The 23,002-nt window shown below is 38.8% G+C and carries 18 protein-coding genes; 2 read left to right on the plus strand and 16 right to left on the minus strand.

Features of this window, described 5'->3' with window-relative positions; translation table 11 throughout:
• Positions 1–15: 15 nt before the first annotated feature.
• From ACJA3J_RS17990 to ACJA3J_RS18045, 12 genes are all read right to left on the minus strand, one after another.
• Complete coding sequence (locus tag ACJA3J_RS17990) at positions 16–1,182, minus strand: aminotransferase class I/II-fold pyridoxal phosphate-dependent enzyme (protein WP_406944836.1); 1,167 nt, start codon at positions 1,180–1,182, stop codon at positions 16–18.
• Positions 1,183–1,196: 14 nt separating this feature from the next.
• Positions 1,197–1,829: an acetyltransferase gene (locus ACJA3J_RS17995; RefSeq protein ID WP_406944837.1), complete on the minus strand. Its 633-nt coding sequence runs from the start codon at positions 1,827–1,829 to the stop codon at positions 1,197–1,199.
• Entirely contained in the window at positions 1,830–2,429 is a 600-nt protein-coding gene (locus tag ACJA3J_RS18000) for a sugar transferase (protein ID WP_406946317.1), read from the minus strand.
• Between the two features lie 79 nt (positions 2,430–2,508).
• A complete protein-coding gene (gene galE / locus ACJA3J_RS18005) occupies positions 2,509–3,603 on the minus strand; it encodes a UDP-glucose 4-epimerase GalE (RefSeq protein ID WP_406944838.1) in 1,095 nt (364 codons plus the stop codon).
• A 20-nt stretch (positions 3,604–3,623) separates the two neighbouring features.
• Entirely contained in the window at positions 3,624–4,688 is a 1,065-nt protein-coding gene (locus tag ACJA3J_RS18010; protein ID WP_406944839.1) for an EpsG family protein, read from the minus strand.
• 19 nt (positions 4,689–4,707) lie between these two features.
• Positions 4,708–5,613, minus strand: a complete 906-nt coding sequence (locus ACJA3J_RS18015) for a glycosyltransferase family 2 protein (protein ID WP_406944840.1) — start codon at positions 5,611–5,613, stop codon at positions 4,708–4,710.
• A gap of 11 nt (positions 5,614–5,624) precedes the next feature.
• Positions 5,625–6,704, minus strand: a complete 1,080-nt coding sequence (locus tag ACJA3J_RS18020; RefSeq protein ID WP_406946318.1) for a glycosyltransferase family 1 protein — start codon at positions 6,702–6,704, stop codon at positions 5,625–5,627.
• A gap of 47 nt (positions 6,705–6,751) precedes the next feature.
• Positions 6,752–7,807, minus strand: a complete 1,056-nt coding sequence (locus ACJA3J_RS18025; RefSeq protein WP_406944841.1) for a glycosyltransferase — start codon at positions 7,805–7,807, stop codon at positions 6,752–6,754.
• Positions 7,770–8,936 carry a glycosyltransferase family 4 protein gene (locus ACJA3J_RS18030; protein ID WP_406946319.1) on the minus strand — a complete coding sequence of 389 codons (1,167 nt, stop codon included), beginning with the start codon at positions 8,934–8,936 and terminating at the stop codon, positions 7,770–7,772. The genes ACJA3J_RS18025 and ACJA3J_RS18030 overlap by 38 nt, the downstream gene beginning before the upstream one ends.
• 14 nt (positions 8,937–8,950) lie before the next feature.
• Complete coding sequence (locus ACJA3J_RS18035) at positions 8,951–10,783, minus strand: polysaccharide biosynthesis protein (protein ID WP_406944842.1); 1,833 nt, start codon at positions 10,781–10,783, stop codon at positions 8,951–8,953.
• Positions 10,784–11,059: 276 nt separating this feature from the next.
• On the minus strand, positions 11,060–11,719 hold the full coding sequence (locus ACJA3J_RS18040; RefSeq protein WP_406944843.1) for a CpsD/CapB family tyrosine-protein kinase: 660 nt from the start codon (positions 11,717–11,719) through the stop codon (positions 11,060–11,062).
• A complete protein-coding gene (locus ACJA3J_RS18045; RefSeq protein WP_406944844.1) occupies positions 11,703–12,449 on the minus strand; it encodes a YveK family protein in 747 nt (248 codons plus the stop codon). Before ACJA3J_RS18045 ends, ACJA3J_RS18040 begins: the two co-directional genes overlap by 17 nt.
• Before the next feature lie 491 nt (positions 12,450–12,940).
• Here ACJA3J_RS18045 and ACJA3J_RS18050 point away from each other — a divergent pair, with 491 nt between their 5' ends.
• Together ACJA3J_RS18050 and ACJA3J_RS18055 are read left to right on the plus strand one after the other, a co-directional pair.
• On the plus strand, positions 12,941–16,285 hold the full coding sequence (locus ACJA3J_RS18050) for an Ig-like domain-containing protein (protein ID WP_406944845.1): 3,345 nt from the start codon (positions 12,941–12,943) through the stop codon (positions 16,283–16,285).
• Between the two features lie 569 nt (positions 16,286–16,854).
• A complete protein-coding gene (locus ACJA3J_RS18055) occupies positions 16,855–19,191 on the plus strand; it encodes an immune inhibitor A domain-containing protein (protein ID WP_406946320.1) in 2,337 nt (778 codons plus the stop codon).
• Between the two features lie 169 nt (positions 19,192–19,360).
• Here ACJA3J_RS18055 and ACJA3J_RS18060 read toward each other — a convergent pair whose 3' ends face one another.
• From ACJA3J_RS18060 to gndA, 4 genes are all read right to left on the minus strand, one after another.
• A complete protein-coding gene (locus ACJA3J_RS18060; RefSeq protein WP_406944846.1) occupies positions 19,361–20,122 on the minus strand; it encodes a tyrosine-protein phosphatase in 762 nt (253 codons plus the stop codon).
• Between the two features lie 600 nt (positions 20,123–20,722).
• The gene (locus ACJA3J_RS18065) at positions 20,723–20,815 is read right to left on the minus strand and encodes a hypothetical protein (RefSeq protein ID WP_406946321.1); all 93 of its coding nucleotides are present in this window, start codon (positions 20,813–20,815) and stop codon (positions 20,723–20,725) included.
• Between the two features lie 99 nt (positions 20,816–20,914).
• Entirely contained in the window at positions 20,915–21,364 is a 450-nt protein-coding gene (locus ACJA3J_RS18070) for an RDD family protein (RefSeq protein ID WP_406944847.1), read from the minus strand.
• A 225-nt stretch (positions 21,365–21,589) separates the two neighbouring features.
• A complete protein-coding gene (gndA, locus tag ACJA3J_RS18075; RefSeq protein ID WP_406944848.1) occupies positions 21,590–23,002 on the minus strand; it encodes an NADP-dependent phosphogluconate dehydrogenase in 1,413 nt (470 codons plus the stop codon).

Here is a 23,002-nt window from a genome sequence, read left to right on the forward strand (position 1 = left end):
GCATACCTCAATTTTTTATACAATTTCTTCAATAAAACTCTCTTTTCTAAGATTCTTAAGGAGGGCATTGATAACTTCTCCTTGATCTTCCTTAGATAAGTTAGATCCGGAAGGAAGGCACAAGCCGGAACGGAAAATTTCTTCTGATACGTTTTCTGAAGCAGAATGGGAATAATACTTATATTTTTCAAACAAAGGTTGGAGGTGAAGAGGCTTCCAAATAGGCCGGGCTTCAATATTTTCCTCTCTTAAGTGCTCAATGATTTCCAAAGGTTCTTCACTCTCGACAAAAGTGAATGCTGTTAACCATCGATTTTCTCTACAGAGACTCTTTTCACTTTGGTTATTGCATTGAAAGTAAACATAATCTGAGAGTGCTCTTTTGTAGATACTAAAAACTTCCTTTCGCTTTTGGACCCGCTCTTCAATTACTTCCATTTGAGCACGGCCAATACCAGCCAGGATATTGCTCAAACGATAATTAAATCCTAGTTGACTATGTTGATAATGAATAGCTGGGTCTCGAGCTTGTGTGGCTAAAAATCTAGCACGGTCCAACGCTTCTAAATCGTCTGATACTAATGCGCCACCACCTGATGTGGTAATAATTTTGTTCCCATTAAAAGAGAAAACTCCAAATTTTCCTATCGACCCGGTCATTTGCCTCCCATAGGTTGAACCTAAACTTTCTGCTGCATCCTCGATTACCGGAACACCGTAGGCCTCACTCATATTCATGATCTCATCCATTTTCGCAGGTTGCCCATAGAGGTGAACGACTATAATTGCTTTAGGCAGCTTACCTTCGTTTTTGGCATCAAGTAGTGCGCGTTCTAGTGCTTGAGGTGACATGTTCCAGGTCTCTGGCTCAGAATCAATTAATACAGGCTCAGCACTTTGATAAAGGATAGGGTTGGCACTTGCCACGAACGTTAAACTTGAACAGAACACGGTATCCCCTTTTTGAACCCCCAATAAAGAAAGAGCTAAGTGAATCGCAGCTGTTCCTGAACTGACAGCGACGGCTCCCTTAGCTCCTACATAATGAGCAATATCCTGTTCAAATAAATCAATATTTCTCCCTACAGGGGCAATCCAATTTGAATCGAATGCTTCTTTGATATACTTCTGTTCATTTCCAGTCATATGAGGCGGAGACAAATATATTTTAGAATGACTCATTCACACACATCCTTTTAATTTACTGAAGCTTTTGAAATGACTTTTGCAGGGCATCCCACTGCCGTCTGGTTTGCTTCAATATCTTCAACTACCGTCGCTCCCGCTCCAATAATTGACCAACTTCCAACTTTCATTCCCGGGATGATGGTAGCCGCAGCTCCTATGTCTACACCCTCTCCAAGGTAAACCTGACCAGTCAATGTAGCCGATGGAGAAACATGTGTAAAATGATTAACAAAACAATTGTGTTCTACCGTTGACCCGGTATTTAAAATGCAGTGATCGCTAACTATTGCATTTGCATTGACCACGACTTTGGGCATAATAACAGTTCCTCGACCTATCGTGGCTGAAGGACTTACGATAGCTGTAGGGTGAATCACCGTGATAAAACGCGTGGGATTGATTTGTAATTGTTCAACCAGATTTTTACGAATTCTATTATTTCCTATAGCTAGAACAACACCTGTATTTTCTTGCATTCGTTCAAATACGGAATGGACAGGGCCACTTAATACACCTCTCCTTATGGTTTCACTTTTATACTTATCATCGAACAATCCAATAACTTTATGCTTACCTTCGGCACGGATAATATCTTGAATAACTTTACTATGACCTCCATCACCAATCAAAAAGATGTCCATTCACATCACATCCCGGGTTCCTTTAAATTTTTCCATAGTCGCATGGCTATCCTGATGAATTCCTTCTCTTTTTATCACTTTGAAAAATGTTATAAATAAGATTTTGAAATCAAGAAAAAGCGTTTGATTATTCACATACCAAACATCTAATTTAAATTTCTCTTCCCAACTGATGGCGTTTCTTCCATTGATTTGAGCCCATCCTGTGATTCCCGGTCTAACACGGTTCCTCAATGCTTGTTCGTCATTGTATAAAGGTAGGTATTCCAGCAATAATGGTCTTGGTCCGACGAGACTCATCTCTCCCTTAATTACATTTAACAGTTGTGGAATTTCATCTAAAGAAAACTTTCTTAAGAAAATACCAGCGGATGTCAACCGCTGCTTATCGGAAAGTAGATTCCCACTATCATCTCTTCGATTATTCATCGTTCGAAATTTATAAAGTTCGAACGGCATTCCATTCAGCCCAATTCTCTTTTGTTTAAATAAGATAGGGGATCCCATTTTCACTCTCACTATTAGACTAACTAATAGGAAAATGAAAGCTAGTAAAATCATTAATATCAAGGAAATGATCAAATCTAATATCCTTTTCATCATATTATTCACCCTTTTATTCATAAGAGATGAAAGTCTCCTTTTCATCACTTTACTCGTTTGGGTCAACTCCTTCAATTTATTTGAGAACCTTCTCCTGTTGTGGAGCAACAAAAAACTTCGTAGACTCCTTCTCCAACGAAGTTTGGTGATCTGCTTCTATAGAATGATAGCCTTCCGGATTTCTCCATTGCCATCTCCATGCATCTTCACACATTTCATTGATTCCTCTCTCTGCTCTCCAACCAAGTTCTTCGAACGCTTTTCTCGTATCTGCAAAACACACAGGAATATCACCTGGACGCCTTTTTGAAACGATATAGGAAATTTCTTGACCAGAGGCTTTTTCAAACGCTTCAATCATCTCTAGAACGCTATATCCTCTACCTGTCCCTAAATTATAAGTATGAACCCCTCTTTCACTCTCTACCTTTTCTAAAGCTTTCACATGACCAATAGATAAGTCCACGACATGTATGTAGTCGCGCACCCCTGTACCGTCTTGTGTTTCATAATCATTCCCAAAGACCTTTAATTCATTTAACTTCCCAACAGCAACTTGAGAAATATAAGGGAGTAAATTATTCGGTGTTCCTTGAGGTGCTTCTCCAATCTTCCCACTTATGTGAGCACCTATTGGATTGAAGTATCTTAAGCGAGCTATGCTCCATTCAGGATCTGCGACATAAACATCCCTAAGAATTTCTTCAATCATATACTTCGTTCTCCCATAAGGGTTGGTCGTTTTCAATAACGAATCCTCAGGTATAGGTACAGTATCTGGCTTACCATATACAGTTGCTGATGAACTAAATACGAGGTTCTTCACGTCATTTTTCTTCATCACTTCACATAAAATGATTGTCCCAATGACGTTGTTCCTATAGTACCAAAGTGGTTCAGATACGGACTCTCCTACAGCTTTTAATCCAGCAAAATGAATAACAGAAGATATTTTATGCTTTAAGAAGATGCTTTCTAACCCTTCTTGGTCCAATAAATCTATGGGATATTCGTGGAAATTTTTACCTGTAATTTCTTTTACTCTTCTCAATGCTTCTGGATAACTATTAGAGAAATTATCAACCACTACGATCTCATAACCAGCGTTCAACAACTCCACACAGGTGTGACTACCAATGTAGCCCGCGCCCCCTGTAATTAGAACAGTCATTTATAATCCTCCTAACCGTACTACCATACAAGATAGTCGCTTTCATATTGAAGATTCATATTTAAGTCGTTCTCAAAATAAAAATATCCAAAATATAAAACAATAAGAGCAAAATAAATAAGCTTTTCATCCCTTGGGCGAAAAAGCTTAACAATCCATGATATGAGGATTAGTTGATAAAGCGTGAAATAGATAGAAAATCTAGCGAAAATCCAATTTTGAGTAGATACAATCATGAATACTAAACCAACTAGAGTTAAATTTACAATGTAATCACTATTTGGAAAGATTTCTCTTAATTTATCCTTACCAAAAAATGCTACTATCAAAGGAGTACCATAAACGACAACACGTAAGAAATTCGCACCTCCTTCTTGAAAATCTTTATATTCTTCATACTGTGAACCTTCAATGGTGTTAAATAAAAGGTTTGAAAACTGGTCAAACCCTACTACGATAACTACAGAAAGAAGTAATAAAGCAACTGTAGCTTTAGACCAGGCTTTAAAGCGAACTAGAAAGTAAATAGGAATTAAGATGAGGGCACTTTGATGGAACAGTGATGCTACTAGCACGACAGCTATATACCTTTTCATATTTCCATTCATAATGTACTTTAATGCTGTGAAAGCGATGGCCGCAGCAAGCACTTGCCTAATTCCATTCATAGAAACAATAAATAACCCGCCTGTTATATAAACATATAAACTCAATTCGAATAATTTGGAATAATTGTACAATACTAAAACAATTAAAGTATTTGTTATTAGTGCAGTTGTAAACACTAAAAACTGTGGATCACCTGAAATATTTTTAAGAAACATCTGCAAAAGGCCGAAACCTATATCACTCTGGGTCTGAACTAGACTCCATGTATATGTCGTTATTTCATAAGAGTGCATATAAAAAAAGGTATCACCAATGTTTTTCCTTAAACCACTGACACAAACAAAGACGACAATTGATAAAAAGACTGCTACCCTCGCTGGTACAAGATAAGACACCCTTATTGAAGAGGACTGGACTTTTCTTGCAAAGATAGAGAGCATATACACTAATCCTAAGTTCATATAGAGAATGGACATATTTCTTCCTCCCTAGTCACTAACGCCTAGCCTTCATGACAGTTGATTTATCTGTATTTAGAATATACAAATACAAAAGAAAACCAGCTGGTGTCATTAAAGTAGTCGTGATCTTACAAGGCGAGTGTTTTATGAAAGAAAGGTTTTTTGCCATCAAACTGCTTGATACATAATGGATAGATTCTCTCATCCGATCTTTCAGAGTAGGTGCAAATTCCATTGCTACCTTTCTAAAGAAAGAAAACCCTTGAGGATTATTTCTATATTGATGAATCATATTTAAGCTTGATCCATCCTCCATATATTCCACATGACAAATAACTTCATCCATGATTAACAAAGGGTATGCTTTATCAATCAATACATATTTATAACTTAGTGGACAATATTTTTCTCCTTTAAACAAAGGATAAGGAGGCACCTCTTTTGTGATCTCTGAACGATAGATGAGTTTTTTATCTCCCTTTACTTTATGTTTACTATATAGATTAGTAAGAGTAGATTCTTTTAAATGAGGAGGAAAACCCGTTCCAATTACTCGTCCTTCCGAATCAGCATCGAGACCAACCATACCTGCATAGTGATTACTTCCATTCTTTTTCCAGAATTTGATTATTTTCTCCACCGCGTTATCCGTTAAATAATCATCTGAGTCAATGCAAACGTTCAACTCTGTCTCGATCAACTCATAGGCTTTATTATGAGCCCCATGCATTCCTTGGTTCTCTTGGAAGTGATATTTAATATCCATGGTGCTGGAATTCATCCACTCTTGTACCAACTCGTGTGTGTCATCATCAGAACCATCGTCAATAATCAACCATATAAAGTCTTTACATGTTTGCCTCTCAAGACTTTGATAACACAAATGTAAAGTATGCGCCCTATTAAAGGTGGGAGTGAAGATTGTCAATAATGGCTTCATTAATTCCCTCCTCACTTGGCCACGTAATATTTTTTATAGTAGTCTGTCAACCACCCTGCCATGGATTCCGTATCGTATCCTTTAGAACTGAGTTCTTCGGTTGTTTCCATACGGGTAACATCCAAGTCTAATATTTTCTCAGCCCACAGAGAGGGGGGATTTTCCAAATCTTCATATAACAATGTATCCGTTATTTTCGCCTCTTTCGTTATTGTGTCTGCCACTACACATGGCAATCCGGCTGCTTGCGCCTCAACTAAAACTACAGGCAGTCCTTCGTATAAAGAAGGAAATAGAAATAAGTCAAACCCTTGCATTAGGTCCGGCACATCATTCCTTACTCCTAAAAATTTCACAAACGGTGTTAATTCAAGTTCCTCCACTTTTCTTTCTATTTTTCCCCTTAACACACCATCGCCAGCTAAGATTAATACTGAATCCGGTCTCCTGCGATGTACTTCTTGAAAGATATCAACTAAATACTTATGATTTTTTTGTAGGTTGAACCTTCCTATATGTCCGATGGCTAATTGATTTTCTTTTAGACCTAGTTCTTTTCTTATTTGTGCCCTCTTCTTAGGGTCAAATCTAAATTCAGATGTGTTTACAGCATTATTTAATACTTGAACCCTGTCAGATTTCGATACATTTTTTCCGAATAACCATTCTCCCGCTTTAATCGAACAAGCAAAGTAGTGCGTCGGTTGATTCTTCATTGATGTTTTAGCATAGATACGGAAAGGGAGTTTATAGTCTAGAGACAAATCACTGAGGTGACTGTGAGCAATTCTACAAGGGATATGTGCTCGTTTCGCTGCTCTTAAAACAAAGCTGCTGTTTTCATTAATGTGGGAATGTATAACTTTGTATTCCTTATGCTCATTAAAAAACTGATCTAAAAGTTTAAAATACTTTCTATAATTTCCTGGCTTTATTTTAGGCATTCGATAGATTCTCCCACCTAATCTTCTGATCTCATCATCATAATGCCCGTCTTCTTCTCTATGAACCATAAAATCAAATTGAATCTTACTCCTATCCATTTGTCGATAATAATTCATTAACATGGTCTCCAGACCACCACGATTCATGATTGTTGCTACTTGGAGAACTCTTATAGGCTTCACAATACTCCCCCTCACCTTACCTTTCTTAAGAAATTGATAGCTATTAATAAGGAATAGACACCTGCCGCATGACGTTTCTTTGCAAGAAAATAAAAAAGCTTCCATACAATTGGGAAGTGTGTTAATTCGAACTGTTTAAAAGCATTCCTTACTCGATAATCTTCTAAGGAATCTTTTATTATTAGAATTTTTTTCATCATGGATTGAGGATTGTCTTTCCCTATGACGTTTAAACCCAGACCGAGTGTATTAAGGCAAATCCTGTTCTTTAATGCTGTCTGATATTCAGGATCATCATTCGTTCCTTCTGCCATTAATTGATATAAATAAAACCATTTCTCCAGTAAATCAGGTTTATATGTGGATGTGATTGAATTTTCATTTTCACGCCAGTAATGGTAGAAAGGTTGATTTAAAAAAATGAATTTGCTCGTATATTTTAGGAATTGTATATTAAATAAAGAATCCTCATTCGTTCCGATTTTCTCCAGATCTTGAAACCTCAAAGCATATTTTTGTATTATTTCATTTTTATATAATTTAGACCAAACTGTACCCCAGGCATCTAATAATTCTGGTCGAGCTAGCTCTTTCTCTAAAGGACCGATCAGCTTTCTTTGAATGTGTTTATACACTTCTTCCTTCTCGTAACTAACCTTCCTGGGTAAATAGTAATCCTTTATTTTAGAATGAGTCCCAAACTCTCTTACATAAGAGCACATGACTACGTCAGCTCTTTCTTGCATAGCTGCCTCATACATGTCTTTATACATCGTACTTTCTATCCAATCATCGGGATCGACAAAACCTACAAATTCGCCAGTGGCAATTTCAATACCGGCGTTTCTAGCAGACGAAACACCACCATTTTTCTTATGAAGGACTTTTACTCGCCCATCTCTTTCTTCATATTCATTTAAAATAAATTTCGAGGTGTCTGTCGATCCATCGTTGACTAAAATTAGTTCTATCTCTTTTAAAGATTGAACTAAAATGCTATCTAAGCAGCGATGGATATATTTTTCCATATTATAAATAGGCACGATTATACTTACTTTTGGAACCATTTTCCCCCTCCATCATGTAGCTAAGATAAATTCTATTCAATGATTTCTCTACTTGTGTAATAGAGTATTTGTTTACCCTATTTAAACTTTCCTTGCTCATTGCATTATAGGTCTCTCTAGACTGGTAGATATCCAAGAGATGTCTCGAGAAACCCTCTATATCATGAACAGGAACAATATAACCGTTTCTATGATTTACTACCAATTCCGCATGCCCTCTGTTCAATGTAGCAACCACCGGCAGGCCGCATGCCATGGCTTCCATAATATTGACCGGTAACCCTTCCCGTAAGCTTGATCCTACAGCTACATCACATATCGAGACAATCTTTTTAATCTCATTTACATAGCCAAGAAACCTAACATTCTCTCTTACTCCCAAATCTTCAGCTAGCTGTTTACACTTATCCTGAAGCTCACCTTTCCCTGCTAATAAAAGCTTAATGTTCTGTCCGCTATCATTGATTCTTGCAAGTGCTTCTATTAAAAGTTTTTGGTTTTTATTTTTATTGAATTCTGCTGCATAAAACAATAAAAAGTCTTCCAGTTTATAACCGTATGACTTTCTAGCTTCCGTCTTCTCATTAATTGATAACGGTTTAAATTCATCCGTATTGACGCCGACACCATGTACATGTTCAACATGTTTAGTTTTAAATCTTTTCTTAGCCAACTGGAAATCTTCCTGGTTGATTGTAATCAAGCAATCCGTATACGAAGCCAGCTTCCTTTCAATTGGATAATACAATAACCAATTAGGTAGTGGAGCTCCTTTGCAAAAATGAAAACCGTGAGCAGTATAGATCACTTTGGTTCCTCTTTTTCTTGCAGAGCGTGCTGCCAGCCGTGCCAATGTTCCACCCATTGGTGTATGACAGTGAACAATTTGGTACTGGTTTTTCCTTATTAAATGTCTTAAGATTTTGTACGCCTCTATGTTCTTCTGTGCGAACGGAGAACGCTGAATCGGGATATCATATTTCACATCTACATAGGGGAGATTCATATTTCCATTTGCTGCGACATGAACTTCCCACCCTTGTTTCTTAAACCACTGCAAATATGGGATGTGAAACAGTTTAAAGTGGTAATCAACAGTAGCGCAAAAAAGAACTTTGTTTGGCATGATTTTTTCCACCTTTATCAACTTGTAATAGATACCGGAGATTCAGGTTTGGACAACCCTTTTTTATTTGCTAAAAACAACAACTGCTTTCTTAACGTGTCTTTATCAAGGTGCTGATATATATCTATCATTTCTTCGATATCATCCATGACTATATCCGCTGCTCTCCCCAAGTGAATTTTAGGATAGACCTGCTCCTTTTCGATTTCCTCATCTTTTAAAAGTTCTTCATATAATTTCTCTCCGGGGCGAATGCCTGTAAATTCAACACCAATCTCTTCAATGCTATGCCCTGAAAGTTTAATTAGATTTTCAGCAAGGTCAACAATTTTCACAGGTTCCCCCATATCAAGCACGAAAATTTCTCCACCTTTGGTCAGTGCACCTGCTTGTATGACGAGACTGGATGCCTCAGGAATGGTCATGAAAAAACGAACCATGTCAGGGTGGGTGACTTTCACCGGCCCCCCTTTCTCAATTTGTTTTGTGAAAATAGGAATTACACTGCCTCTACTTCCCAGCACATTACCAAAGCGCACAGCAACGAATTTCGTTTCACTCACTTTGTTCATGTTTTGAATGATAATTTCAGCCAAGCGTTTAGTTGCTCCCATCACACTTGTTGGATTCACCGCTTTATCTGAGGAAATCATGACAAATCTCCCGGTTTTACTCCAACTAGCTGCTTTAGCCACATTAAAAGTACCAATGATATTATTCTTTACAGCTTCTTGTGGATTACGTTCCATTAGAGGTACGTGTTTATGGGCAGCAGCATGGTAGACCACATCGGGTCGATAGAAATTAAAGATATCAATCATTCTTTGGTCATCTTGAATATCAGCAATTTCTGTTCGAATATTAATTTCTAGGTCTTTGTAGTTTTCCTTAAGTTCCATTTCAATGGCATGAATACTATTTTCTCCGTGTCCAAGCAAAATCAACTGATTAGGTTTGAATTTAACGATCTGTCTAGAAATCTCGGAACCAATTGAACCACCTGCTCCTGTCACAAGAACCACCTGATCATTAACATAGTCTGAAATTTGATTGATATCCAAATCAACTGGATCACGACCTAATAAATCTTCTACATTCACATCTCGAAACTGGGTGACCGAGACCTTACCTGTCACTAAATCCTCTAACATGGGTAATATTTGCGTTTTGGCATCAGTTTTAGCACATTCTTTAAAAATGTTTTGAATTCCTATTCGACTTAGTGATGGAATTGCGATAATGATGTGGTCGATGTCGAGTTTTTTTACATACTTTTTAATTTCATTCGTGCCTGCTACAACGGGGATACCGAGAATATCTAAGCGCTGTTTTTTAACACTATCATCAATAAAAGCAACAGGGAGGAGGTCCGTATCACGATTACTCAGCAGTTGCCTCGCTACCATAGTTCCAGCTGCTCCTGCTCCTATTATCAACGTCCTTCTATTTATTTCTGACTGAATTAAATAATTGTCGCGATATATTCTCCAAACAAACCGCGAACCTCCGATGACTAGGAGGTTCATCATCCAAATAACCACCATCACCCTCGGATACATCGTCTGAAAAAAGAAGTAGTGGATCCCAATTGTCGTCAGCGAAGAATATGTTACAGTTTTTAAGATAAGGATTAATTCGCCGATACTTGCATATTCCCATGCTTTTCGATAAAGATTCAGCCGGTAGGAATAGAACAGATGACTGATCATAACAGTCGACACCGTTATTAAGGTTGGAAATACTGGTACATATACAGCTGAAGCAACCAATGACTGACCAATAAAAATAGAGCTTAAAATAATGCAAGAATCAATGAATATAAATAAAGACAACCTCTGTCGATAGGTCATACACTCGCTCCCTTCTTATTTCAAAATCCATTAGATGTATATAAGAATATGTAAGGATTTTAAAATTTTTAGGAATAGGACCCACGTGTCCTATTCCTAAAAATTTTAAAAATGGGCATTCAACCCGCCCTCACGCCACACCATCGACGACTAGCGTCTAAGGTTGCGCTTCTCCACAACCCACGGCATGACCGAGTGCCTCCATTGATAATGGCAAGGAGACATCACCACGTTTTAACGAATTACAATTCTTTATTAAGAACGAAAAGGCATACGTTATTTTTTTTCATTCAATAAGAGACCTAATACATTTGCATGAGCGAGGTTCATGATTTTCTTTGATTCTTCTGCTTCCTCTATTTTCGTTTTGCCACGGTTCAAAAGGATAAAAACACCATCACAGAGACTTGCCAAGATTCTTGTTTCCGTTGATTTTAGTACAGAAGGCGTGTCAAGCAGGACAAGATCATAAATACCTCCGACCTTCTCCAGGAGTTCCTCCATCCGGTAATCACCAAGAACATCTGAAGGGTTAGGAGAAATCGTTCCGCTTGTCAATAAATGAAGTTGAGCAATTCCAGTTTGGACTATGGCTTCATTTAATTCTGAACTTCCATTTATTACGTTAGTTAGACCAATATCATTAGAAGATTTAAATATTTGATGTAACGCAGGGCTTCTTAAGTTCGCGTCTATTAAGAGTACTTTTTCTCGATTTTGGGCCATTGAAACAGCTAAGTTTGCAATCGCTGTGGATGTTCCTTCTTGTTTATTGGGGGAAGTTATTAAGAACACTTTACGCTTATTCTGATCGGTTAAAAAATGTATATTTGTCCGAATAGTACGGAACTGTTCGGATATTATAGAGTTAGGATTCATGTACGTTACCAATGGTTTCTTATTTTTAGTTGACAGGTTCCTAATTTTGCTTAACATCGATAGATTCACCTCTGATCTCACTATTTTCTAAACCTTTTTTTGCTTTTTTTGTTACTGAATTCCGCCTATTCATATAAGAAATTTCACCCAGAACAGGGAGTTCAAAGATATCTTCAATGTCTCTCCTGGATTTAACTGCTCCATCAATTGAGTCCAATAAATATGCTAGACCAATGCCGGTAATTAATCCAAAAACAAAGGCAATAAAAATTGGTCGATTCTGGTTGCTGCTGATAGATACAGGATTAACACTTGCCTCGGACAAGAGTTGCACTTGTTTATAATTCAAGATGTCGACAATTTTATCTTTATAGACACTAGCTGTCATGTTCGCTATTTGCGCAGCACGTTCAGCTTCTGTATCAGTAACTGAAATTAATACGACTTGAGATTCATCAATTCTGGAAACTTGTATCCGGTTAGCTAACGCTTCAGGAGATCCTTCCAATCCTAAATTATTCTGGACTTCACCCATTATAAGAGGATCTTTTATCATAACCATCAAGGTATTCATATCCATATCTTGTTCACCAGCTCCAAGGATAATTCTCGTAGACGTTTGGTAAAGGGACATGCTATTCACCTGACTGTATGCGTATCCTAAAGCCGTCGACAACACAGTAATAATAAAGATAAGCCAAAAGCGGTCTCTCAAAACATCAAAATACTCTTTGATGTTGATATCTTTGGACATTTGATCATCGTAAATCATGGATTTCTTTCTCATGAGAACCACCTTTTCTTATTTGAAATAGCAGTGCTATATAACGAACGTTTTTCCAAAAAAATAATTCCTTATTGATTGAGCTTATACTACTACACATTATAGTTCTGTATAAAGAACAAGTCAACATAATAATGCTGAAAACGTGAACTTTATTCTCCAAAGAAATATATAAAATTCCATAAATGTTATAAAACCTACCACACATAGGCATCGAGAATAACTTTATTAAAGAACGATTTCTTTTGAACAAGAAACGAGAACAAACATAGGGAGTCTATTTGAGAAAGCTCCTTCCCTCCCTTAATAATCCCGTGGAAATAATATCCAAAAAATTCTTCGCGTTAAATCCTCTAACCTCTCTCTGGTATATGTGAATATTCATTCTTCACCACCGTATATATAAAAAGGAGCATCAGGTAATCTAATTCCATCTTCCTACCCTATAGAAGAAACCCCCTCCCTCTAACCACCATGAAATAAGGAGGATTATTTTGACGATTAATTTTGAAGAGACGTTTACCGTTAGTAATAACATTGTCCAACTTAGCGAATCACCCTTAAGTGACTCCCCACTTATAGTCTTTGAGGTAATAAATGGTGAAAGGCTTACTGAAGTCTTTAAGGAACCAGGAGAAAAAGAATTTTTCGTGAATTATGAGACAGGATTGATAACATTTAACCCAATCAAGAATCAACAAGAAGTAAAAGTCAGATACACATCAAAACCTGAACAGTATTTCAATTTCCAAAATATTATTACAAAGTATGTGAACGGTGAAGCTTCTGAAACTTACACTTATCAATACAACTATCCTGTTACTGATGAATCCCGCGACTCCATCCAGGAAAATTTCAATCCGTTTGGTGAACCACTACATCAGCACGAAATTGAAGATATAATTAACCTTCCAGAAGTTCTAAATCAAAAATCCGACAAAAATCATACCCATTCTGAGTACTATACAAAAGAAGAAGTGGACCAAAGAATCATGGATGCGATCGGTAATCCTCCACAAGTTCCGGTAATAGGAATAAGTTTTAAGACTACGGATTTTTACCTACAAGTGGGAAATGTGATTAAACTTGAAGCATTTGTCCTCCCTGAGAATGCAGATAACAAAACGGTAGAATGGAATTCAAGTAATACAACCATTGCAACTGTCACAAGTGATGGGGAAGTTAAAGCAATAGTGGATGGGCAAGTTACGATTACCGCAACAACTGTAGACGGTGGTTTTACAGCATCAGCAAACATTATTATCGAGTCGTCGCTATTGTATTATAATTTTAGAAATCGCAATGGATCTGTAGAAAATATCATTCTTGATGAATATATGCAGTTACCAGCAACATTGAATAACGTAGCACATGATGACCAGAGTGGATTTGTTAATGACTTAGGAGTGATGCTTACTTCAAATAGTTTTGTCACCATCCCAACTTCAGACTCTTCCTTACCGTTTGATATAAATAATGGAGGCCTTACTCTCGTTGTAAGTCTTCACAATCCTATCGGGGCCTTTTATAAAACAAACTCCGGAAAAGTTGTTTCGTTCTTTCTGAACGGTATTATTTACGCTTATTTTAAGTATATCGATGGAACAGGTACAGAAAAGTCATTGTCTATGGCGGATGATACAGGTAACAAGCTGAATAGCAACTTCACGGATGGCTATAGGGATGTCATTCTTAATGGTGAAGAGAATGTATTTATCGTTACATTAAAAGAAAATGGTGAAGGGCAGATGTACCTAAATGGGTATGTATCTGAAATCTATAAAGCTAATGATTTTGTTGAATGGGTCAACACTCTTAAAAATGAAGATTTATTGTTAAGAAGAAACCATTTAAATGCAAACACTCCTATGACAATCCTTTCAAGTTTTGAAATGTATGATCGTGCGTTTACTGAAGAAGAAATGTTAAGGAAGAATCAAGCGATTAAAGACGCCGAGCCGTTCAGAAGCTTCCAAGTCCTCCCGACTGATGTTGTCCTGCAAGTTGGGGAAAGTCAAACTTTGGCTGTACAGACGTATCCAGCCTATTATAAAGAACACGTTACCTTATCTTATGAAAGCGGGAACGAAGGATTCGTGAAAGTTAGTGAATCAGGTACACTAACAGGAATCTCAACAGGAGAAACTCAAGTCACAGTTAAACTTGAATATGAAGGGGAAACTTATTACGAATATATCAATGTCAAAGTGGGTGGAAATACAGCTGAACCTCCCGCACCTAATCGCAGTATCAATGGAATATCATTGAACCGTCAGACTGATTCCCTTGACGTTGGGGAGGAATTTCCATTAATGGCAACGACCCTACCCTTTGATGTTTATGATAGTAACTACATCATTTGGGAAACCTCAGATGCCTCTATTGCCTCAGTACCATATGGAGTACTGACTGGAAGAGGGGCAGGTACAGCTACGATTACAGCATACGATTCTTCAAAGACATATTCAGCAAGTTTTGAAGTCACCGTAAAGGACGGACCTGAAGAAACCATAAGTGAAGAAGACACGTACATGATTGACATCCATCAATTCCAAATATATGCAGATAGGAGTAATCCAGTACAAACGACAAATGGCATCCAAGCGGTCTTTGATTACGCCATAAACCAAGAGTTTAAAAAAATCGTTTTTCCTAAAGGGAATTACAGTATTACCCCTGATGCTCGTACCATTCTTCCCCCATCGCATATGATCGTAGATTGGAGCGACTCTATGATATACGTTGAACCAAGCACAAAGACTGCTTCTGGTTATACGATGTTTTATTATGATGGGGATGTCGAACATTGCACGTTTGAAAATGGACACTTTTTTGGAGAAGCGAAAAGCACAACGCTTCAACAATCAAGTGAAGGTTGTTTAACCTTTGAAATTAAAGAGTCATATAAATGTACTTGGAAAAACTGCACTTTTAATGAGTCCCCCGGTTTCAATGTCATCACCGGCACCAACTTAGTGAAGAAAGAAACCCGCTCCATTAGCGTCGGATTGAACTGGGAAGATGGATCCATTGGAGAAGACGGCCTTAACAATAATGACTCAACAAGTGGGGTATGGAGGTATCAGGATTATCTGGATGTAAGAGGACTTGGTGATTATTACATGCTCGGATATAACCAAGGGTACTATTCCTACCCTCATCTCCGTTCAAGGTTATATTCCATTTATTTTTATGATATTAATAAAAATTTCATCAAACAACATACCTATAACCTACAATTTTTCAATTATGCTAAGCCATCGAACGCGTCCTTCGCTCGTGTAGTTATATACCAAGAAAACAAACCAAGTACGATGGATACAGACTTCAACGCATGTGCTTTCATTAGAACTGTTGGTATGCCCCGGTATTGTAAGTTCCTAAATTGTAAATTCGAAAATAATTTCAGTACGGGTTTAGCTTTAACCGGCGGCGAAGGATGGCTTGTAGATGGATGCTCATTTCGTGAAAACTCCAATGGCAGGACACCCGCTTGTGATGTAGACTGGGAAGATGGATGGGAGACGATGCAAGGAGATGTTTTTCGGAACAATACCGTTGCGTCGAGAAACGGCTTAATCATTAGTGCCGGCAACAGTTTAGCTATCCATGACAACATCATCGACCAATCACACCTACAAGTCTATAGCCGAACCAACAATTTCAGAATTTACAACAATACTTTTTACGGACGCGGAAACCGAAGACACTTCTTAGCCGCACAAGCAGAGTCTTATTTTGCTCGAAACATTCTCTTTAATGGAGCAAGTTATACTACATCTCTTCACCATCCCGATGCGCACTATCGGGTGAATGATGAGAACAATATTATCATATAAAACTCCGCCATATCCGCAAGTATGTTGCACATTTTAATTATAAAGTCTTAGTAAGATCTTTAACTTATCTTTGAAAGGACCATAGGCTAGTGGATAATAGCCTATGGTCCTTTCGTTTGCTTGAATATATCTTTTTACATCTTTTTAATTACTTAAGTTTATAAACCCCTACTCCCTTGAAACTTCTACACTCTACTTATTATTACCCCTTAATAGATTTAACTTTTACGTCTCCGGAATATTCACTACAATCTTTATTGGTCATTGTTTTGATGCAAACCTGACTAACCAAATTTCGAGCATAAAGTTTATTAACTTTCCATTTTTTACTGAAAATAATAATTAATTTACGCTTTTTTGTAATCATATGGTGTCGAAAAAAGGTAAAAACTATACTAAGCATAGTCTATTTTACTTATTTTTCTGAATATTTTGTAGAATGAATTGATTATTCCTTCTACTTTGATAAATTAGAAAATGTAGGATAAAAAAGGTTAAGAAAGAAAGGGGTCATATTATTGAAAAAGACGTCAAAGATTGTAACATCTGCTTTAGCTCTAGCTCTCACCATGGGGCCAATGAGCGCCAGTGCATTCGAATTGCCATCAGTCGGGCATGAGAACGTACATAAATCTCATTCACACTCTTCTAGCGGTATGCCATTTGATGCAGCCATTGCTAATGATGAGCGCTTGATCGAGATGTTGAAAGAGAACGGTAAGATTGCCAAAGATGCCACAGCTGCTGAAGCTGAGGAAGGTTTGAAGAAATTCCTCAAGTCTAAACAAGCTTCTGCTGAAAAAGCCAAAGGACAGTTCGATGATGAAGAAGCTGAAACGAAGAAGAAGTTAAATGAAGCCATGGAAAATAACAGCTTGAAAAAAGGAAAAGGAAACAAACTTGGACAAGCTGAAACGCCTGAAAGTGTAAAAAAAGAAGATTATAACGGAGAAATGCGTACAGATAAAGTACTCGTCCTATTAGTCGATTATCCAGACAAACCTCACAATTCTCTATCTCCTGAAGAAACTGATATGTATTATGATGGAGAAAACGCCTACTCTCGTGAGCATTATCAGGACATGCTCTTCGGTACAGGTGGCTGGACAGGTCCGGACGGTGAAAACTATGTATCTATGAAAGAATATTATGAACAACAATCTGGTGGAAGTTATTCTGTCGAAGGTGAAGTTGCTGGCTGGTACACAGCTAGTCAACCTGCAGCTGCCTATGGCGGGAACTACCCTACAGAGGATGACAGTGATGTGAATGCTCGGGGTCTAGTCAAAGAAGCTCTTGAAGCTGCGGCTGCTGATCCAGATGTAAACCTTGCTGACTATGACAAGTGGGACCGCTATGACCTGGACGGTGACGGAAACTACCTTGAGGCTGATGGATTAGTCGACCACTTGATGGTCATCCACTCTGGCGTTGGTGAAGAAGCTGGCGGAGGTTCCCTAGGTCCTGATGCGATTTGGTCTCACCGTTGGAATCTTGGGGGAGTTTTCGCCCTTGAAGGTACTGAAGCAACTGTTCCATACTGGGGCGGTGAAATGGCAGCCTACGATTACACAATCGAACCTGAAGATGGTGCTGTTGGAGTCATGGCCCACGAATTCGGACATGACTTAGGTCTTCCAGATGAGTATGATACTCAGTACACAGGAGCAGGAGAACCGGTCAGCTACTGGTCTATCATGTCGAGTGGAAGCTGGGCGGGCGATATTCCTGGTACAATGCCAACTGGTTTCAGCCCATATATGAAAGAAATGCTTCAATCTTCTGCTGTCGTAGATAGTAAAGGTGAAGAAGGAAACTGGTTATCTGGTTCAGAAATTAATGTAGAGGATATCAATCAGGAAGGCATGGAATTTCTGTTAGACGAAGCCAACACGAAAGGCACAAACGATGATGTCGTCAAAGTCAACTTGCCACAAAAAGAAACAGTCATCAACGAACCGGTCAGCGGGGAATATGAGTATTTCTCTGGAAGTGCTGATGATCTGCATAACTATCTAACAACAACAGTAGATTTAACGGGTGCAGAAAGTGCTAAATTTAACTTCAAGGCTTGGTATGACATTGAAACAGATTGGGATTATGCTTACGTTACTGTAAATGGTGAGCCAGTGGCAAGTGATATCACTACGAACACAGACCCTTATGGTTCTAATCTCGGTAATGGAATAACTGGAAGCTCTGATGGTTGGATTAATGCTTCCTTCGATCTTTCTGCTTATGCAGGTCAGGAAGTTGAAGTGTCCATTGAGTACGTGACAGATACGGCTGTATCGAATCCAGGCCTCTATGCTGACGATCTTTCAGTTGTAGTAGACGGAGAAGAAGTTCTCTTTGATGATGCAGAAGGTGATGCGAAATTCAATCTCGATGGCTTCTCAAAGAATGACGGTATTAAACGTTCCGACCACTACTATCTACTCGAATGGAGAAGTCACAATGGAGTCGATGAAGGTTTAGCAAACATCCGCCGCGGAGACAGCCTCATGACATTCGATGATGGACTTGTCGTCTGGTATGTGGATAAGCAGTACTCCGAAAACTGGACAGGTATCCACCCAGGAGACGGTTTTGTAGGGGTGGTCGATGCAGACCAGCATGTAAACAAATGGAGTGATGGCAGTGTTGGATCCACTCGTTTCCAAGTCCATGATGCTGCTTTCAGCTTGGATAAATCTGAAAAGATGTATTTAGACTACACGGATCTTCTTGGTGTAACCATGAAAGATAATTACACCAAGCGCACACCTCTTTTCGATGACAGTGCAGACTACTCAAACCAAGGTCTTGTAGATGCCGGACGTAACGTTCCGGAGTATGGACTGAAGTTCAGAGTCACTGGTCAAAGTGAAGATGGTACAGTTGGTAAAGTTTTGATTTTCAAATAAGAGCATGAACTCAAAAAAGTCATTGAAGATTAATTCTTCAATGACTTTTTTATACATTACCTTAGCTATCCATGCAAATCTCTGCTAATAAAAGGATTTTTAATCTATTAAGACCTATTTTTTTATCGCACCACTTATTTTAAAATTTAAAATACAAACTCCATGTGATTTAGAAAATCCCTAGACGTTTTTTTGTTCTAATCCGTTCAGGAGGCTCTGCATATACCATTTCTCCTTCCAGAACAACGTGGGCATTTTCCATGAATTGATACATAAGATCCGCACCGAATTTTCTCTCAATTTTATTGTAAGCTTCTTTCATGAAAAAACCACGCTTTTTCCTATCACGGGCATCGGAGGCTACAAGGTGGGCTAAATTAAACTCAATCATTTGGTAGGAAAATTTTTGGACTTCCCTTCCTAACTTGCCAGCGATACTGGCAGCAGTCACTAGAGTAATAGCTCCATTCCTAACAAAGTTATAGAGCTCATTCGGATGCTCACGAAGAGTTTCATTACGCTCAGGATGGACGAGTACAGGTTTATAACCCAACATTTGAATGTCATACATCACTTGGCTTGTATAGTGTGGAAGATCGTGGTTCGGTAATTCAAGGAACACATAGCCGCTATTTTGATTGATGGGGAGGAGTTCATCTTTTAAAGTGTCCATGTCTCTATTGACCTTTATTTCTTGTCCAGGTAGAACCGTCAGATCAATTCCTTGTTGAAATAATTCATCATTTAACTGCGCTGTTTTCTGTAGGATGAGCGATTTTGGATTGTTGTACTTTCTATGAAAGTGGTAAGGGGTTGCAACCATCGTATCAATACCCTGTTCGACGGCCGTTTTCGCCATTTCAATACTTTCTTCCATCATCTCAGGTCCATCATCAAGTCCAGGTAAAATATGACTGTTCAAATCGATCATTTCATCCACCCCTATGCTTTATTTCGAACCTATATCCAAAAGGTTCTGATTATAAGGAGACATGTTTAAAATTGAGTGTAATCCTCGAATGACTAGATTACGAACGACAGTTAAGCAATTTTAGCAGTTACCTTCCAATCATCTACCCTTTACGATTCTTAAGAATTAATAACAAACAAGAAAATACTTCATTTCTTAACTTTTTTTACTGCAGGTTTTCTTAAATATTATATTATCTGGTCACTGTTTATTTTCTATATAACGAACTCTACAATGTAATTATCCAGATAATATTAATCAATCAGGAAAATGCCGTCATAAGTCCTATCCAAATAGAAGTCCTACCAAATAACAAGGAGAAGCACGAAATAATAATACAGTAGTCCGTTCGCTGTCGCTTATCCATGTTTAAATTACCTTTCACTCTTATGAACTATATACCACAAAATGGGAAAAGTAGTCATCTAAGAAAAGTAATGATTCATATAAGAAATGCATATAACAAGTGAAGATAAAAGGATACGATGCACAATTACTGGAATAGAAAAAGCGTAAGCCCATAATTTACAGGCTTACGCTCTGGGACGTATTGATTAACCATTAATCCAATCTTATGGAACACACCTTCTTATCGACACGCTGATACGTGTGAGCACGGAAGTAGTCACGTTGTGCTTGCGGCAGGTTCTTCAGATTCTTGTCTTATTGTACGCATCTTTGACTTCTGCAGAAACTGGGCACGGATATTACAGAATAAAGCCTATGATTTAGGTCAGCGATATTCCCATTTGATTATGCATGCTTTCCTTCCATCACCTGTTTTGAGTTTTTTTCAGGACTCTGATGAGTGACATAGGTCCCGGCAATAAAGTCATGAATCGCTCTCTTATCATCACGTAACCCTACCATAAATGCACTTACTATAATTCCAATACCAAGTGTCAAAGCGTAAACCAGCGAACCTACGAACTCTCTCAATATCATTCTTCCAACGCCTACTTTTGCTCCATTCTTTCGTAAAATACGGACTCCAGTGGCTTTCTTACCAATCGTATAGCCGTACCAGATGACGGGAATAAGTACGAAATACAGCATATTCAAAGTGTCTAACGGAGTGTAATCTCTAAAAAATTCTCCGTAAATCAAGTAAGTGAGTAGGCTGAATACAACGCCCAAGATGATTCCATCCAACGCTCTGGCACCTAACCGCACCCAAAATCCTGCTGGTTGCTTGATTTTCATTTCTCCATCCCCTTTCGGTCTTAAAGACTGTATACCACATTTTGTAAAATATAGTCCTTTTGAAGGGACAGCATGTACGAAATGAGCAATACAGAGAACATGGATTTCAATCAAAACGCACTAGCATGAATAGAGTTTATTACATGCAATATTCAACTGCGCACAAGCGTATAATATAAAAAAAGCACAAGCCAGAAAGTCCAGGCTTGTGCTTTTCGCAATTAATTATCCGTTAATCCAATCCGTATGGAACGTACCTTCTTTATCCACACGCTGATACGTATGCGCACCAAAGTAGTCACGCTGTGCTTGCAGCAAGTTCGCTGGAAGCTTGGCTGTACGGTAGCTGTCATAGTACGCAAGGGCACTTGAGAACGCAGGTACCGGTACACCGTTTTGAATGGCAAGAGCGAGTGTTTCACGAAGCTCTTTTTGATAAGACGTTGCGATATCCTGGAAATAAGGATCGAGAAGCAGGTTTGTCAGGTTCTCGTCTTTGTCGTACGCGTCTTTGATTTTCTGCAGGAACTGGGCACGGATGATGCAGCCGCCGCGGAAGTTCATCGCGATGTCGCCGTACTGTAGGTCCCAGCCTTTTTCTTCCGATTGTGCACGCATTTGTGCGAAACCTTGGGCGTAGGAGCAGATCTTACTCATGTACAATGCTTTGCGAAGAGACTCGATGACTTCTTCTTTGTTGCCGTCAAAAGTGACTTCTGGACCAGTCAGGTATTGGCTTGCTTTCTGGCGCTCTTCTTTCATCGCAGAGATGAAACGTGAGAACACGGACTCTGTGATGATTGGAAGAGGCACTCCAAGATCAAGGGCGCTTTTACTTGTCCACTTACCAGTTCCTTTTTGACCAGCTGTGTCAAGGATCACTTCCACAAGTGGCTTGCCTGTTTCTTCGTCCACTTTTGTGAAAATGTCTGCAGTGATCTCGATCAGGTAGCTGTCGAGCTCGCCTTCGTTCCACTCTTTGAAGACTTCGTGAAGTTCTTGTGCAGACAGTCCGAGGACGTTTTTCATGATGAAGTACGCTTCACAGATCAACTGCATGTCGCCGTACTCGATGCCGTTGTGAACCATTTTCACGTAGTGACCGGCACCGCCGCGGCCCATGTAGGCGGCACATGGTGTACCTTCAACGTCCGCTGCGATCGCATCAAAGATCGGCTTCACTTCTGCATAAGCTTCACTAGGTCCGCCTGGCATGATGGAAGGTCCTTTACGGGCACCTTCTTCACCACCGGAGAATCCTGTACCGATGAAGTGAACACCTTTTTCTTCTAAGTAAGCTGCACGGCGTTCTGTATCTTCATAGTACGTGTTACCACCGTCGATCAGCATGTCGCCTTCTTCCAAGTGAGGGACAAGGCTTTCGATGACTTTATCTGTTGTGTCTCCTGCTTTGACCATCATCAGAATTTTGCGTGGTTTTTCAAGGGAAGCGACGAATTCTTCGGCACTGTAAGCCCCAGAAATATTTCCTGTATTCTCATCATTTCCAACCAGTTCGTCTACACGGTCTGTCCAGTAATCATAGACAGACACGGTGTAGCCGCTATCCTGAATGTTCAGGGCAAGATTCGCCCCCATGACTCCTAAACCGATGACTCCGATATTCTGCTTATCCAT

Source organism: Halobacillus sp. SY10 (assembly GCF_045401165.1).
Lineage (GTDB): Bacteria > Bacillota > Bacilli > Bacillales > Halobacillaceae > Halobacillus > Halobacillus aidingensis.

Excerpts from the sequence above, each read along its gene's own strand:
- galE (WP_406944838.1), bottom strand. The coding sequence starts at position 3,603 with ATGACTGTTCTAATTACAGGGGGCGCGGGCTACATTGGTAGTCACACC.
- ACJA3J_RS18070 (WP_406944847.1), bottom strand. The coding sequence starts at position 21,364 with ATGAAAATCAAGCAACCAGCAGGATTTTGGGTGCGGTTAGGTGCCAGA.
- ACJA3J_RS18040 (WP_406944843.1), bottom strand. The coding sequence starts at position 11,719 with ATGTTAAGCAAAATTAGGAACCTGTCAACTAAAAATAAGAAACCATTG.
- ACJA3J_RS17995 (WP_406944837.1), bottom strand. The coding sequence starts at position 1,829 with ATGGACATCTTTTTGATTGGTGATGGAGGTCATAGTAAAGTTATTCAA.
- gndA (WP_406944848.1), bottom strand. The coding sequence starts at position 23,002 with ATGGATAAGCAGAATATCGGAGTCATCGGTTTAGGAGTCATGGGGGCG.
- ACJA3J_RS18015 (WP_406944840.1), bottom strand. The coding sequence starts at position 5,613 with ATGAAGCCATTATTGACAATCTTCACTCCCACCTTTAATAGGGCGCAT.
- ACJA3J_RS18045 (WP_406944844.1), bottom strand. The coding sequence starts at position 12,449 with ATGAGAAAGAAATCCATGATTTACGATGATCAAATGTCCAAAGATATC.
- ACJA3J_RS18000 (WP_406946317.1), bottom strand. The coding sequence starts at position 2,429 with ATGAAAAGGATATTAGATTTGATCATTTCCTTGATATTAATGATTTTA.
- ACJA3J_RS18020 (WP_406946318.1), bottom strand. The coding sequence starts at position 6,704 with ATGAATCGTGGTGGTCTGGAGACCATGTTAATGAATTATTATCGACAA.
- ACJA3J_RS18025 (WP_406944841.1), bottom strand. The coding sequence starts at position 7,807 with ATGGTTCCAAAAGTAAGTATAATCGTGCCTATTTATAATATGGAAAAA.
- ACJA3J_RS18060 (WP_406944846.1), bottom strand. The coding sequence starts at position 20,122 with ATGATCGATTTGAACAGTCATATTTTACCTGGACTTGATGATGGACCT.
- ACJA3J_RS18055 (WP_406946320.1), top strand. The coding sequence starts at position 16,855 with ATGGGGCCAATGAGCGCCAGTGCATTCGAATTGCCATCAGTCGGGCAT.
- ACJA3J_RS18035 (WP_406944842.1), bottom strand. The coding sequence starts at position 10,783 with ATGACCTATCGACAGAGGTTGTCTTTATTTATATTCATTGATTCTTGC.
- ACJA3J_RS18010 (WP_406944839.1), bottom strand. The coding sequence starts at position 4,688 with ATGTCCATTCTCTATATGAACTTAGGATTAGTGTATATGCTCTCTATC.
- ACJA3J_RS17990 (WP_406944836.1), bottom strand. The coding sequence starts at position 1,182 with ATGAGTCATTCTAAAATATATTTGTCTCCGCCTCATATGACTGGAAAT.